Genomic DNA, 14,065 nt, shown 5'->3' on the forward strand with positions numbered 1-14,065 from the left:
GCCAGGTAGGGCCAGGCACCGCGACGCACCGGCGAAACGCGAAGCCGCACCGGCCTGCGGGGTCGCTCATCTCCCCGCCGGCCGGTGCGGCACACACCGCGACATCACGCGACCCGTCCCGATCGCGCTTGTCGAACCACCACCGGTAAGAACATTAGGCGGGTTCCGGTGCCGGTCGATGACAGCACGGTGAAAACTGTGTTTCGGCGGCGCCGATCCGCTGTGTCCCTGGTCACCCCGGCGGTCCCGCGCCGGTCAGCGGCGCAGGCCGCCGGCGACCTTCTCCGCGATCAGCTCGTACGAGCGGACCCGGTCGTCGACGTCGTAGACCAGCGTGGTGAGCATCAGCTCGTCGGCGCCGGTCCGGGTCAGCAGGTCGCCCAGCTGCCGGGCCACCGTCTCCGGTGAGCCGAGCGCCTGTCCCTCCCGGCGGTCGGCGACGAACTGGCGCTCGATGTCGGTGTACGGGTACGCCGCCGCCTCGTCCGGAGTCGCCAGCGGTGCCGGTCGACCGGTGCGCAGGCGCAGGAACGACAGCTCGGCCGGACCGGCCAGCCATTGCGCCCGCTCGTCGGTCTCGGCGCAGACCGCGTTCACCGCCACCATCGCGTACGGCTCGGACAGCCACTCCGACGGCCGGAAGCTGTCCCGGTACAGCTCCAGCGCGGGCAGCGTGTTCGCGGCGCTGAAGTGGTGGGCGAAGGAGAAGGGGAGTCCGAGCAGCCCGGCGAGCCGGGCGCTGAACCCGCTGGACCCGAGCAGCCAGACCGCCGGCAACTGTCCCCGTCCCGGGGTGGCGGTGATCGGTCCGGGCCGGGCGCCGGTGAAGTAGTTGATCAGATCCGCGAGTTCCTGCGGGAAGTTCTCCGCGGAGAGTCCCTCGACGGTCCGGCGCAGCGCCAGCGCGGTTGCCTGGTCGGTGCCGGGCGCCCGACCGATGCCGAGGTCGACCCGGCCGGGGTGTAACGCCTCCAGCGTGCCGAACTGTTCGGCCACCACGAGCGGTGCGTGGTTGGGCAGCATCACCCCACCGGAACCGACCCGGATGGTCGAGGTGGCGGCGGCGATGTGCGCGAGCAGCACGGCCGGCGCGGACGAGGCGATCGCCGGCATGTTGTGGTGCTCGGCGACCCAGAACCGGTGGTATCCGAGTTCCTCGGTACGTCGAGCCAGTTGTGTGGTGTGCCGCAGGGCGTCACCGGCGGTGGCGCCGCCCGCGACCGGGGCCAGGTCAAGGACAGAGAGCGGTACGTCGATCACACCTTGCCGCAACCGGGGACACCGGGAATTTCTTCCGCCTGTGATTTTCTTCCCGGCGTCCGGGTCAGGTCCGGTCGGGTTCCCAACCGGCCGGGTCCGGCCCGGCGTCCACCGAGGCGCCGGAGCCGGCGAGGGCGGCGAGCGCCTCTCCGGGCGGGCCGGTGGGCCGGGACACGTCCCGCTGCTCCGCCCGGCGCCGACCGGCGGTGGTCACGATGGCGGCCAGGCCCGTGGTGATCGGCACGGCGGCGATCAGGCCGAGCGTGGCGACCGCGCTACGGACGATCTCCTGGGCCATGAACTCAGTGGTCAGGATCTCGGAGGTGGCCCGACCGCCGGCGATGAGCAACAGCAGCAGCGGCAGGGACGCACCCGCGTACGCGAGGATGATGGTGTTGACGGTGGAGGCGATGTGCGCCCGGCCGACCCGGGTCGCCGCCTGGTAGAGCTGCCGTCGGGTGAGGTCGGGATTGGCCCGGGCGAGTTCGCCTACCGTCGCGGCCTGGGTGACGGTGACGTCGTCGAGGACACCGAGTGAGCCGATGATGATGCCGGCCAGCAGCAGGCCGTGCAGGTCCACGTCGGCGTCGAGGAAGGACAGCGTGGTGGCGTCCTCGCTGCCGAACCCGGTCAGGTGGGTGGCGGCGATCGCCACCGTACCCAGTACGCCGGTGAGCAGCAGACTGCCCAGGGTGCCCAGGACGGCGACCGAGGTCTGGGTGGTCACCCCGTGGGTAAGGTACAGGACCACGAACATGATGAGCGCGGCGCCGGTGACGGCGACGAGCAGCGGCGGACTGCCGTCGAGGATGGCCGGCAGGATGAAGCTGAGCAGGATGGCGAAACTCGCGGCGAGCCCGGCCAGCGCGGCCAGGCCGCGCAGGCGTCCGAAGGCGACGATCGCGACCGCGAACGCGGCGAGCAGCCAGAGCAGCGGCCGGGCGCGCTGCTGGTCGGCGATGTTGTAACTGCTCACGTCGGGGTTGGCCGGATCGACGAGCTGGACCAGGACCACCTGGTCGCCGACCGCGACCTCGGGGGCCCCGGGACCGACCGGGATCGGCGTCTCGACCTCCCGGCCGGCGTCCGGACCCTCCTCGACGGTCGCCCGGACCGTGCCGCACGGCCCGTCCGTACCGGGTGGTCCGGCCTCCGGCAGGTCCGGCACGTCGGGACAGGGCTCGACGACCACCCGGGTCACCGTGCCGTGGTAGCGGGGGACCGGCGGCGCCTCGTCCCGGGTGGGCGTCTCCGACGGCCAGAGCAGCAGGACACCGACACACGTCGCGGCGAACAGCGGCACCACGGTGGCGATGAGGATCCGGCGCAGCCGGGGCGGGGCCGGGGGCGGGGGACGATGGTGGTCGGCGCCCATGCGCGAGTCTCCTGGGGTCCTGGAATCCGGTCCGGATGCCGTTTCCGCACCAACCACACACAACCACGGACGAAGCACCCGGTGTGGAAACTTACCGACATACGTCGCCGAAATGCGCCCGTACGGCCGGGTTGCCCGTCTCCCGGGACGACCCTGGTGCCGTACGGGAACCGGTCCTGGCGACGTTCGATGCGTGGTGCCCCCGGTGGGATTCGAACCCACACTGTCGATCTTTTGAGAATCGCGCCTCTGCCGTTGGGCTACAGGGGCCTGGCGTCGATAAGACTACCCACTACGCTGATGGCGGCGACACCCGGCTGGGCAGGTGTCGGAAAAGTAGTAGTTGGGGGTAGGGGCTCGTGGCCGACACGCAGGCAGGTGCCGAGCGGAGGCGGGTGCTGATCGCCGAGGACGAGGCGCTCATCCGGCTGGACCTGGCCGAGATGCTGGTCGAGGAGGGCTACGACGTGGTGGGGGAGGCGGGCGACGGCGAGACCGCCGTACGCCTCGCCGAGGAGTTGAAGCCCGACCTTGTCATTCTCGACATCAAGATGCCGATCATGGACGGGCTGGCGGCGGCGGAGCGGATCGCCGGTGGCCGGATCGCCCCGGTTGTCATCCTGACCGCGTTCAGCCAGCGTGACCTGGTCGAGCGGGCCCGGGCAGCGGGCGCCATGGCGTACCTGGTCAAGCCGTTCCAGAAGAGCGACCTGGTGCCGGCGATCGAGATCGCGCTGTCGCGCTACTCGGAGATCGCCGCGCTGGAGGCCGAGGTCGCCGGGTTGACCGACCGGCTGGAGATCCGCAAGACCGTCGAGCGGGCCAAGGGCGCCCTGATGACGACGTACGGGATGACCGAGCCGCAGGCATTCAAGTGGATCCAGCGCACCGCGATGGACCACCGGATGACGATGCGGGAGGTGGCCGAACGCATCCTGGCCGAGGGGACCGGCGCCGAGCCGGCGACCGAGGCCGGCTGAGGCCACCGGCGGACGAGCGGAGGCGGCGCCGCCCCGGCCGGGCGCGCCGCCGCTGCGGTACCCGATCACGAGCTTCCTCGGCCGCGTTCCCGGGCCCTACAATCGGCCGATGCTCCTCCGACGGTGTGTCGGTGTCGCGCTCATGGTGTCCGTCCTGTTCGCCACCGGCTGTCAAGGGCCGGCGCCAGAGGCATCGGTGGAACAGTTGCGCCCGCAGTGGCGGCGGTTGGCCCTGCCGGCGCCGCCCGGTACACCCGGCCGGCTCATGGTCCGGGACCTCGCCGCGTGCGCCGGCCACTGGTACGTCACCGGTGGGGTCGGCACCGGGTCCGGCGAGACCCGGCCGGCGGCCTGGCACAGCGCCGACGGCCAGACCTGGAGCGCCCTGCGGGTCGAGCCGAAGAGCTACTACGGGCTGCGTAACGTGCTTTACGCGGCGGCCTGCCGGGACGGCCGGGTCGCGGTGATCGGCGACAAGCCCGGCGGAGCGCACGGCAACCCCCGGGTGAGCACCTGGCAGCACCGGTCCGACGGTTCACTGGTGGAGGTCGAGGCAGCCTCCTTCGAGCTGTACGGCGGGCCGAAGGCGGTGAACGTCGCCCGGCTCGCTGCCGGGCCATCCGGCTGGCTGATCACCGGCAACCGGTCCAGCGGGGCGGCCGTCTGGCTCTCTCCGGACGCTGGCGACTTCGAGATCATCGAGGCGGTTCCCGGGCTGGCCACCGACGCCCAGGGCGCGACCTGGGCGTCCGACGCGGTCGCCACGCCCACCGGCTGGTTGCTGGTCGGTGGCATGCTGCCGGCGGGCGGCCGGATCGACCGAGACCCGCTCGGCTGGACCTCCCCGGACGGCCGGAACTGGCAGCGCGACCCGGCCCCGGCGACCCAGGACTACGAGGAGTTCCAGCGGGTGGTCCTGCTCGGCGGTACGCCGGTCGCGGTGGGGCTGCGCGGGCGGGAGTTCGGCGCCTGGCGACGCGGTTCCAACGGCTGGGAGCCGGTCGGCGGGTTCGGCGGTCGGGCCGCCTCCGGCGTTCCGGCCGTTGTCGCGCTGACCGTCGTCGGAGCGGACCGGCTGCTTGCGGTCGCTTCCGACGGCGCCTCGTACGGGCTCTGGTCCTCTCTCGACGGCGGGAGGGCCTGGCGTCCGGTGGCGGCGCCGGTACCGATGCCGGTCGGCGCGTACCAGGACGTCAGCGTGGTCGCGCTCGACGACCGGGTGCTGCTGTCGGTCGACGACGGGCGGGAGGGCATGGTCTGGGCGACCCGGCTCGGCACCGGGGACTGAGGATGCCCGTACGACGATGCGGCGCTTCCGGGCCGTCGGTAGCGTCCGTACCGCCGCTACCCGCTCCGGCCGGCCGGGATCGGACGCAGGGTCGGATAAGGGGCGCAACCCGCCGCGCTTGTTACGGCTCCGGTCATCCTGGTGCACGCGTTCGTAACGGTTTGGCAAGCCCCGCCTTCAGGCCTTTCCATGACCGAATAAGCCTCGGTACGCTCCGCCATCACGAGCCGTAACGCGGGTTGGCGTTTGTCGCCGGGTGGTGGATGCGCTGGTAGTGATGTGTCGCCGCCGGGTCCGCCGCTGCCTGCATCTGGAGGAGGTCAAGGAGCCGTGAGGCGAAAGTACGTACGGGCGCTGAGTACCACTGCGCTGGCGGCGGTGATGGTGGCCGCGGCCGGTTGCCAGGACACGGGCGGCAGCACCGCCGACAGCGCGAAGTGTGGTGGCAAGATCGCGATCTTCGGCGCGTTCACCGGCGACAACGCGGGTCTGGTGATCCCGTCGCTGAACGGCGCCAAGCTCGCCGTGGAGCAGCACAACACGGCCAAGCCGGACTGCCAGGTCACCCTGCAGGAGTTCGACACCCAGGGTGCCCCGGACCAGGCCACTCCGATCGCCAACCAGGTCGCGGGCGACCAGTCGTACCTCGGCGTCATCGGTGGGCACTTCTCCGGTGAGAGCGACGCGACGATGCTGACCTACCAGGCCGCCGGCATGGCCATGGTCTCGCCGTCCGCCACCCGGATCGACCTGTCCCAGAAGGGCGTCAAGAGCTTCTTCCGGGTTGTCGGCCACGACGGCACCCAGGCGGCGGCGGTCACCGCGTACCTGAAGCGGCAGAACGCGCAGAAGGTCTTCGTGATCGACGACGGCAGCGCGTACGGTGCCGGCATCACCGCAGAGCTCGGCAAGCTGCTCGGCCCGCTGCAGGTGAGCACGGACAAGATCCAGGAGCGGCAGAACCAGTTCGACGCGACGGTCTCCAAGGTGAAGAGCGCCTCGCCGGACTGGATCTTCTACGGCGGCTACACCCGCGAGGCGGCGCCGCTGGTCCGCCAGCTGCGGGCCGCCAACGTCACCGCCAAGTTCATCGCGCCCGACGGGCTGTACGACACCGCCTTCCCGGAGGGTGCGTCCGGCGGTGCCGAGGGTGCCATCGTCACCTGCCCGTGCCTCCCGGCTGACAAGGCCGGCGGTACGTTCGCGGCGGACTACCAGAAGAAGTACAACATCGCGCCGGGTTCGTACGGCGCGGAGGGCTACGACGCGGCCAAGATCTTCCTGGATGCCTTCGAGGCCGGCAAGCAGACCCGGGCCGACATCCTGGAGTTCGTCCGGACCTACGACAAGCAGGGCACGTCGAAGTACATCAAGTTCGACGCCAACGGCGACGTGGACCCGACCAAGGTTGTCATCTGGGCCTACCAGGTCAAGGGGAACGAGATCGTCCCGCTGGAAGAGCTGAAGATTTCCTGACGGGTCAGTTGAGTGCGGCCGGGAGCACGACTCCCGGCCGCGCTCGGTGCAAGGAGCCTTTGTGAACTTCGACGAACTCTTCGGCCACCTCGGCCAACATACCGTTGACGGGCTGGCCAAGGGAGCGATCTACGCGCTGATCGCACTCGGCTACACCCTGGTGTACGGTGTGCTCCGGCTGATCAACTTTGCCCATTCCGAGGTCTTCGTGGTGGGCACGTTCGCCGTGCTCGGCGTCTGGACCGCTGTCGGGCTGGAGAACAACCCACCGGTCGCCCAGGCCGCGCTCTTCCTGCTGCTCGGTCTGGCCGCGGCGGCCCTCGCCTCCGGCGGCACCGCGCTGGTGATCGAGCGTCTCGCCTACCGGCCGCTGCGCCGCCGCAACGCACCACCGCTGGTCTTCCTCATCACCGCGATCGGCCTCTCGCTAGTCATCGTCGAGATCCTCGGCCAGTTGCTGCCGGACACCCTCGGCGGTACGATGACCACCCTGTTCGGCCGTCCCCGGCAGGTCGTCGGGATGCCGACCATTATCGAGAGCAAGCCGCTCTTCACCATCGCCGGTACGTCGATCACGAACGTACAGTTCATTACCCTCATCGCCGCGCTGGTCATGATGGCCCTGCTGGACTGGTTCATCAACCGGACCAAGTACGGCCGCGGCGTCCGGGCGGTGGCGCAGAACCCGGAGACGGCCGCCCTGATGGGGGTCAACCAGGACCGGGTCATCATGCTCATCTTCGTCCTGGGCGGGGTGATGGCCGGCGCCGCGGCACTGTTGTGGAGCATGCGGACGGGCATCACCCAGAACGAGCTCGGATTTGTGCTCGGTCTGAAGGCGTTCACCGCCGCCGTGCTCGGCGGCATCGGCAACCTACGCGGCGCGTTGCTCGGCGGTCTGCTCCTCGGTGTCGTCGAGGTCTACGCCGCGACGCTCTACAACTCGTCCTGGGAGGACGTGGTCGCCTTCGTGGTGCTCGTCGTGGTCCTGATGTTCCGGCCGACCGGTCTGCTCGGTGAGTCGTTGGGGAGGGCACGCGCATGATCGACAAGCTTCGCGAGGTCGACGACCGACGCCGTGCCCTGCTCGGCGGCATCGGCGCGCGCTGGCGTGCCCTGTCCCGGGGGCAGCGCTTCCTAGCCGGGGCGGCGATGGTGGTGTTCGCCTACTACCTGCCGAGCTTCGGCAAGATCCCCGGCACCAACCTCATCATCCCGGGGCTGGTCTCGTTGCGGACCGACTACATGGACGGTGGCAGCAACTGGTCCGGTGTGCTCTTCACCTGCGCGATCTACGTACTGGTCGCGATCGGTCTGAACGTGGTGGTCGGGCTCGCCGGACTGCTGGACCTGGGGTACATCGGTTTCTTCGCGATCGGGGCGTACAGTGTCGCGCTCTTCGGCTCGCTGAACTCGCCGGTGGTGCACTGGCTCCAGCAGACCTTCGACCTGCCGTCGACCTGGGCGGTGACCTGGGCGATCTGTCTGCCGATCGCCGTCGCACTGACCATGATCTCCGGCGTGCTGCTCGGCTGGCCGACGCTGCGACTGCGTGGTGACTACCTGGCCATCGTCACGCTCGGCTTCGGTGAGATCATCCGGATCTTCGCTCGGAACATGACCGAGGTGACCCGGGGATCGCAGGGGATCAACGGCATCCCGGGCCCCGAGGGTGCTCCGTCGGCCGACAACCAGTACTTCGGTCTGATCGATCCGAAGTGGTGGTACTTCCTCGCCATCACCGTGGTCCTGCTGATGGTCTTCGCGGTCTGGCGGCTGGAGAACAGCCGGGTCGGCCGGGCCTGGCTGGCGATCCGCGAGGACGAGGACGCCGCCGCGGTGATGGGGGTGTACGGCTTCAAGTACAAGCTCTGGGCCTTCGCCATCGGTGCCGCCCTCGGCGGCCTGGCCGGGTTCCTCTTCGCCAGCCGGTATGCCTTCATCGACCCGACTCAGTTCAACGTGCGACTCTCCATTCTCTTCGTCGCCATGGTGGTGGTCGGCGGGTCGGGGAACATGGTGGGGGTCGCGTTCGGCGCGGTGCTGCTCGCGTACCTCCCGGAGCGGTTCCGGGCGATCGAGGACTACCGGTGGCTCGCGTTCGGTGTGGCGATGGTGTTGGTGATGGTCCTGCGTCCGCAGGGTCTGATCCCGAGCCGGCGGCGTGCCCGTGAGCTGGAGGATCGTGCGAAGGAGGCGGCGGCCAGTGTCTGACCAGACGACGACGGCCACCGGAGACGGCCCGAAGATCCCGAGCCAGCCGGGTCCACGGCGGACGCTGCTCGACGTGGACCACGTCGTGCTGCGGTTCGGTGGGGTGGTGGCGCTCAACGACGTCAGCTTCCAGCTGTACGAGGGCGAGATCCTCGGGCTCATCGGGCCGAACGGTGCCGGCAAGACGACCTGCTTCAACGTGATGACCGGGGTCTACAAGCCGACCTCCGGTGAGGTCCGGTTCGCCGGGGTGCGGGTCAGCGGGCGCAAACCGCACCAGATCAGTCGGATCGGGATCTCCCGTACCTTCCAGAACATCCGTCTCTTCCCCGAGATGACGGCGCTGGAGAACGTGATGGTCGGGACCGACTCCCGGCACAAGACCAGCGTGCCGGGGGCACTGTTCCGGATCTACCGGGTCAAGCCCAAGCCGGAGGAGCTGCCGCAGGTGACCGCCGCCGGTGGGCTGCCCCGGCTATGGCAGCAGGTCCGTCGCGGGTCGGCCAAGATCTTCGGCCTGTCCCGACACGTCCTCGAGGAGCGGGCGGCGGAGAAGAAGTCACTGGAGTTGCTCCGCTTCGTCGGCATCGACGGACGAGCCAACGAGGTCGCCCGGAACCTGCCGTACGGCGACCAGCGGCGGTTGGAGATCGCCCGGGCGCTCGCCACCGAACCGAAGCTGATCTGCCTCGACGAGCCGGCGGCGGGCTTCAACCCGGCCGAGAAGGAACAGTTGCTGACCCTGATTCGGCAGATTCGCGACCGAGGCCACACCGTGCTGCTGATCGAGCACGACATGCGTCTGGTCATGGGTGTCACCGACCGGGTCGTGGTGCTGGAGTTCGGCAGCAAGATTGCGGACGGTACCCCGTCCGAGGTCAGTCGAGACCCGCGGGTGATCGCCGCCTACCTGGGGGAGCCTGTCGATGCTGCTTGAGATGGAGAACGTCACCGTCGCCTACGGCCGTATCGAGGCGTTGCACGGAATCACCCTGCAGGTCGAGGAAGGCGAGATCGTCGCCCTGATCGGGGCCAACGGTGCCGGCAAGACGACAACCATGCGGGCGATCTCCGGAATCCGAAGCCTTTCCCGCGGGTCGATCCGGTTCGCCGGCGAGGACATCAGCCGGCTCCGGGCGGACCTGCGGGTGGGTCGAGGGCTCTGCCAGTCCCCGGAGGGACGGCAGATCTTCCCCGGCATGACGGTGCTGGAGAACCTGGACATGGGGGCGTACACCCGGCGGGACACCGCCGGGATCGCGGCCGACCTGGAGCGGGTCTTCGGGCTCTTCCCCCGACTGGCCGAGCGGCGCAAGCAGGCCGGCGGCACGCTTTCCGGCGGTGAGCAGCAGATGCTCGCGGTCGGCCGGGCACTGATGAGTCGACCCAAGCTGCTGCTGCTGGACGAGCCGTCGATGGGATTGGCGCCCCTGGTCATCCGGCAGATTTTCGACATCATCACGGAGATCAACCAGCAGGGCACCACCGTCCTGGTGGTGGAACAGAACGCTCAACAGGCGCTGTCCCGGGCACACCGGGCGTACGTCCTGGAAACCGGTCGGATCGTCAAGGAAGGCACCGGGCAGGAGCTCCTGCACGATCCGTCCGTGAAGGAGGCGTACCTCGGGGTGGCGTGACTCCACGTGTCCCGGGGTGGCTCCCGGTCAGTTCCGCACCGGCAGCCGCGGTCCGCCCGGACCGCGGCTGCCGCGTAGGTGACTCCCGACGGATCCGGGCCGGCTTCGAGTGGTCCCGACCGACGCGATGGGCGATCGCGGCGTCGCCGGACACCCGGTGGATGTCCGGTCTGTCGGTGGCGCCGACTAGAGTCGCCTATCGTGACAGCCTCCACGCCGCGCCTGCTCCTGCTCGACGGTCACTCTCTGGCCTACCGGGCGTTCTTCGCCCTTCCGGTGGAAAACTTCGCCACCACGACCGGCCAGCCGACCAACGCGGTCTTCGGCTTCACCTCGATGCTGATCAACGTGCTCCGCGACGAGCGGCCGACCCACATCGTGGTGGCGTTCGACGTCTCCCGCCGCTCCTTCCGGACGGAGCGCTACACCGAGTACAAGGCCGGCCGCAGCGAGACCCCGACCGACTTTAAGGGCCAGGTCAGCCTGGTCAAGGAGATCCTCGCCGCGCTGCGGATCCCGGTGGTCGAGAAGGAGAACTACGAGGCCGACGACGTCATCGCCACCCTCGCCTGCCAGGCCCGGGACGCCGGCATGGAGGTGCTGATCTGCACCGGCGACCGGGATGCCTACCAGCTCGTCGGTGACCGGGTCACGGTGCTCTACCCGCGCAAGGGCGTCTCCGACCTGGCCCGGATGGACCCGGCGGCGGTGACCGACAAGTACGGCGTGGGCCCGGACCGTTACCGCGACCTGGCCGCCCTGGTCGGCGAGACCAGCGACAACCTGCCGGGGGTGCCCGGGGTCGGCCCGAAGACGGCCGCCAAGTGGATCAACCAGTACGGCGGCGTCGAGGGCGTGGTGGCCCGGGCCGACGAGATCAAGGGCAAGGCCGGGGAGAGCCTGCGGGAGCGGCTCGCCGACGTGATCCGGAACTACGAGCTCAACTGTCTGGTCTCCGACCTGGAGCTGCCGCTGCGCCCTGAGGACGCCCGTTGGCAGGGCTGGGACCGCGAGGCGGTGCACCAGGTCTTCGACGCGCTCGAGTTCAGCATCCTGCGCAACCGCCTCTACCAGTACCTCGAGTCGGTCGAGCCGGAGGCGGAGGCCGGCTTCGAACTGGCCACCCGGGTGCTGGGCACCGGTGAGGTGGCCGACTGGCTGGCCGAGCACGCCCCGGCCGGCACCCCCGCCGGCGTCGCCGTCGCCGGCAGTTTCGGCCGGGGCACCGGCGCGCTGACCGGGGTCGCGCTGGCCACCGCCACCGGCGTCGCCGGCTGGTTCGACCCGACCGCCCTGGACGCCGCCGACGAGGCGGCCGTCGCCGGCTGGCTGGCCGACCCGGCACGGCCCAAGGTGCTGCACGACAGCAAGCCGGCACTGCTCGCGTTCGCCGCGCACGGCTGGACCCTGCGTGGCGTCGTCCGGGACACCGCGCTCGCCGCCTACCTGGCCCGCCCCGACCAGCGCTCCTACGACCTGACCGACCTGGCGCTGCGCTACCTGCACCGGGAGCTGAAGGTCGACGCCCCGGAGACCGGCCAGTTGACCCTCGACGGGTTCGGCAACGACGGCGAGGTCGAGCAGAACCTGATGCTCCGGGCCCGGGCCACCCTGGACCTGGCCGACGCCATCGCCACCGAGCTGTCCCGGGACGGCGGACAGTCGATCGAGTTGCTCGCCGAGGTGGAGCTGCCGCTGGTCGACGTCCTCGCCGGGATGGAGCGGACCGGCATCGCCGCCGACAACGACTACCTGTCCGAGCTGGAGGCGCACTTCGCCGGCGAGGTGAAGGCGGTCGCCCAGGCCGCGTACGGGGTGATCGGCCGGGAGTTCAACCTCGGCTCGCCGAAGCAGCTGCAGGAGATCCTCTTCACCGAGCTCGGCCTGCCCAAGACCAAGAAGATCAAGACCGGCTACACCACCGACGCCGACGCCCTGCAGTGGCTCTACGCCCAGCAGCCGCATCCGCTGCTGGAGCACCTGCTCCGGCACCGGGACGTGGCGCGGCTCAAGTCGACGGTCGACGGACTGCTCAAGTCGGTCTCCGACGACGGCCGGATCCACACCACCTTCCACCAGACGGTGGCGGCGACCGGTCGGCTCTCCTCGACCGATCCCAACCTGCAGAACATCCCGATCCGTACCGAGGAGGGGCGGCGGATCCGGCGGGCGTTCGTGGTGGGGAACGACTACGACTGCCTGCTCACCGCCGATTACAGCCAGATCGAGATGCGGATCATGGCGCATCTCTCCGGCGACACCGCGCTGATCGACGCGTTCAACTCGGGAGCCGACTTCCACGCCGCGACCGCGTCGTCGGTCTTCGCCGTCCCGGTCGCCGAGGTGACCGGCGACCAGCGGCGCAAGATCAAGGCGATGAACTACGGCCTGGCGTACGGGCTCAGCGCGTTCGGTCTGGGTCAGCAGCTCGGCATCGCCGCCGACGAGGCGCGGGCCCTGATGGAGGAGTACTTCAGCCGCTTCGGCGGAGTCCGCGACTACCTCCAGTCGGTGGTGAAGAAGGCGGTGCTGGACGGCTACACCGAGACCATCCTCGGCCGGCGCCGCTACCTGCCCGACCTGGTCAGCGACAACCGTCAGCGGCGGGAGATGGCCGAGCGGATGGCGCTGAACGCACCGATCCAGGGCTCCGCCGCCGACATCATCAAGATGGCGATGCTGCACGTCGACGCCGCGCTGCGCGACTCCGGTCTCCGCTCCCGGATGCTGCTCCAGGTCCACGACGAACTGGTCTTCGAGGTGGCGCCCGGCGAGCGGCCGGCCCTGGAGGAGTTGGTTCGCCGCCAGATGGGCGGGGCCTATCCGCTGGCCGTGCCCCTGGAGGTCTCGGTCGGGGTCGGCTCCGACTGGAACAGCGCCGACCACTGACCGTTCACCCCGAGCCCGCCCGGTCGGTCGGGCCCGGGGTCCGGGTGGTGGGCGCCGCGAGGCGACCCGTGGCGGCTCACGACCGTCCCCGCAGTGGCTCACGACCGTCGCTGGTTCCGCTCCGAACGGGCGGCCTGCCGGCGCTGCACCGCCTTCCGGGACGGCCCGCCGGGCGGCGGCAGCCGTTCCTTCAACGGATCGTGTCCCCAGTTCATCAACGAGTAGCGCCACCGGGTGTTCCGGACGTCGCCGGACGGCCGCTGGGCCATGTGCCGGCGGACGTACCCGACGACCTTGCGCATGTGCGCGAAGTCGCGGTCGGTGAACTGGTTCGTCCGCTTGCGCAGCAGGTCGATGATCCGTCGGCCGGACTCGTGTCCGACGGACTCGGCGCGGCCCCGGCGCCACCCGACCGCCTTCGAGTCGTCGGTGGCCAGCCAGCGGTCCAGCTCGCCCGGGTTCATGTTGACCGCGTCCCGGAAGTTCCGGACGGTGTCGTGGCCGTCGTCGCGGCGGCTACTCATCGTGCAGCGCTTCCGGCTTGTGTACCGCGTCCCGCCCCTCGTCGGTCCGGACCCGGTACTGCGGATCGTCCTTCGAGGCGGCGACCGTACGCTTCGCGGCGTACGTCCGTTGGGTGATCTCCTCCTGCACGGTGCCGTGCGCCCGTGAGCCGTGGCTGCGCCAGCTGACCCGGTCGCCCTTGTGCAGCTTTCTCCGCTCCGGCATACCTCGGCCTACCCGTGGCGCCCGGGGCGAAACCGTGCCGGCCACGGCCGGCGACCCCGGCCCGACACCCGCCGACTACGGGGTGATCTCGATGATTGAGTCCTAAATCTTTGCTGGTCAATGGTCGTACGCGATGAGTGATCGTGGGTTGGGTGCGCCGATGTTGGTGTTGTGCCAGATCACAGCGGCCAGAGCGAGGAGGCGCTGACCGACGCGG

12 protein-coding genes, 1 tRNA gene and 1 pseudogene are annotated in these 14,065 nt (G+C 70.1%); 8 read left to right on the plus strand and 6 right to left on the minus strand.

Translation table 11 applies throughout. The features are described from left to right. Positions 1–255 precede the first annotated feature (255 nt). The 3 genes from ABGB05_RS36385 to ABGB05_RS36395 form a co-directional block, all read right to left on the minus strand. Positions 256–1,272 (minus strand): LLM class flavin-dependent oxidoreductase, encoded by a 1,017-nt coding sequence (locus ABGB05_RS36385; protein WP_347658580.1) that lies wholly within the window; start codon positions 1,270–1,272, stop codon positions 256–258. Positions 1,273–1,324: 52 nt separating this feature from the next. Beyond that, positions 1,325–2,635 carry a YibE/F family protein gene (locus ABGB05_RS36390; protein ID WP_347658581.1) on the minus strand — a complete coding sequence of 437 codons (1,311 nt, stop codon included), beginning with the start codon at positions 2,633–2,635 and terminating at the stop codon, positions 1,325–1,327. Between the two features lie 194 nt (positions 2,636–2,829). After that, positions 2,830–2,905, minus strand: a tRNA-Leu gene (locus ABGB05_RS36395). Between the two features lie 89 nt (positions 2,906–2,994). On the opposite strand from ABGB05_RS36395, the gene ABGB05_RS36400 reads away from it, so the two are divergent. The 8 genes from ABGB05_RS36400 (at position 2,995) to polA (ending at position 13,119) form a co-directional block, all read left to right on the plus strand. Next, a complete protein-coding gene (locus ABGB05_RS36400) occupies positions 2,995–3,615 on the plus strand; it encodes a response regulator (RefSeq protein ID WP_347658582.1) in 621 nt (206 codons plus the stop codon). 109 nt (positions 3,616–3,724) lie between these two features. After that, positions 3,725–4,903 (plus strand): hypothetical protein, encoded by a 1,179-nt coding sequence (locus ABGB05_RS36405; RefSeq protein WP_347658583.1) that lies wholly within the window; start codon positions 3,725–3,727, stop codon positions 4,901–4,903. Positions 4,904–5,233: 330 nt separating this feature from the next. After that, the gene (locus tag ABGB05_RS36410) at positions 5,234–6,379 is read left to right on the plus strand and encodes a branched-chain amino acid ABC transporter substrate-binding protein (protein WP_347658584.1); all 1,146 of its coding nucleotides are present in this window, start codon (positions 5,234–5,236) and stop codon (positions 6,377–6,379) included. Positions 6,380–6,440: 61 nt separating this feature from the next. Then, on the plus strand, positions 6,441–7,424 hold the full coding sequence (locus ABGB05_RS36415) for a branched-chain amino acid ABC transporter permease (protein WP_347658585.1): 984 nt from the start codon (positions 6,441–6,443) through the stop codon (positions 7,422–7,424). After that, complete coding sequence (locus ABGB05_RS36420) at positions 7,421–8,593, plus strand: branched-chain amino acid ABC transporter permease (RefSeq protein WP_347658586.1); 1,173 nt, start codon at positions 7,421–7,423, stop codon at positions 8,591–8,593. The genes ABGB05_RS36415 and ABGB05_RS36420 overlap by 4 nt, the downstream gene beginning before the upstream one ends. Before the next feature lie 34 nt (positions 8,594–8,627). After that, on the plus strand, positions 8,628–9,530 hold the full coding sequence (locus tag ABGB05_RS36425; RefSeq protein ID WP_347658591.1) for an ABC transporter ATP-binding protein: 903 nt from the start codon (positions 8,628–8,630) through the stop codon (positions 9,528–9,530). Continuing rightward, positions 9,520–10,230, plus strand: a complete 711-nt coding sequence (locus ABGB05_RS36430) for an ABC transporter ATP-binding protein (protein WP_347658587.1) — start codon at positions 9,520–9,522, stop codon at positions 10,228–10,230. Before ABGB05_RS36425 ends, ABGB05_RS36430 begins: the two co-directional genes overlap by 11 nt. A 201-nt stretch (positions 10,231–10,431) precedes the next feature. Beyond that, positions 10,432–13,119: a DNA polymerase I gene (gene polA, locus ABGB05_RS36435; RefSeq protein WP_347658588.1), complete on the plus strand. Its 2,688-nt coding sequence runs from the start codon at positions 10,432–10,434 to the stop codon at positions 13,117–13,119. Positions 13,120–13,217: 98 nt separating this feature from the next. Here the strand turns inward: polA and ABGB05_RS36440 are convergent, their stop codons facing one another. The 3 genes and pseudogenes from ABGB05_RS36440 to ABGB05_RS36450 all read right to left on the minus strand — a co-directional run. Next, on the minus strand, positions 13,218–13,643 hold the full coding sequence (locus ABGB05_RS36440; RefSeq protein WP_347658589.1) for a DUF3140 domain-containing protein: 426 nt from the start codon (positions 13,641–13,643) through the stop codon (positions 13,218–13,220). After that, a complete protein-coding gene (locus tag ABGB05_RS36445; protein WP_347658590.1) occupies positions 13,636–13,848 on the minus strand; it encodes a DUF2945 domain-containing protein in 213 nt (70 codons plus the stop codon). The genes ABGB05_RS36440 and ABGB05_RS36445 overlap by 8 nt, the downstream gene beginning before the upstream one ends. 117 nt (positions 13,849–13,965) lie before the next feature. Then, a pseudogene (locus tag ABGB05_RS36450) lies at positions 13,966–14,065 on the minus strand (IS982 family transposase); the annotation flags it as partial.

It is taken from the genome of Plantactinospora sp. B5E13 (assembly GCF_039871775.1).
Lineage (GTDB): Bacteria > Actinomycetota > Actinomycetes > Mycobacteriales > Micromonosporaceae > Plantactinospora.

Bases quoted from the DNA above. Each gene is read 5' to 3' on its own strand.
- ABGB05_RS36420 (WP_347658586.1), top strand. From the start codon at position 7,421: ATGATCGACAAGCTTCGCGAGGTCGACGACCGACGCCGTGCCCTGCTC.
- ABGB05_RS36440 (WP_347658589.1), bottom strand. From the start codon at position 13,643: ATGAGTAGCCGCCGCGACGACGGCCACGACACCGTCCGGAACTTCCGG.
- ABGB05_RS36405 (WP_347658583.1), top strand. From the start codon at position 3,725: ATGCTCCTCCGACGGTGTGTCGGTGTCGCGCTCATGGTGTCCGTCCTG.
- ABGB05_RS36430 (WP_347658587.1), top strand. From the start codon at position 9,520: ATGCTGCTTGAGATGGAGAACGTCACCGTCGCCTACGGCCGTATCGAG.
- ABGB05_RS36445 (WP_347658590.1), bottom strand. From the start codon at position 13,848: ATGCCGGAGCGGAGAAAGCTGCACAAGGGCGACCGGGTCAGCTGGCGC.
- ABGB05_RS36390 (WP_347658581.1), bottom strand. From the start codon at position 2,635: ATGGGCGCCGACCACCATCGTCCCCCGCCCCCGGCCCCGCCCCGGCTG.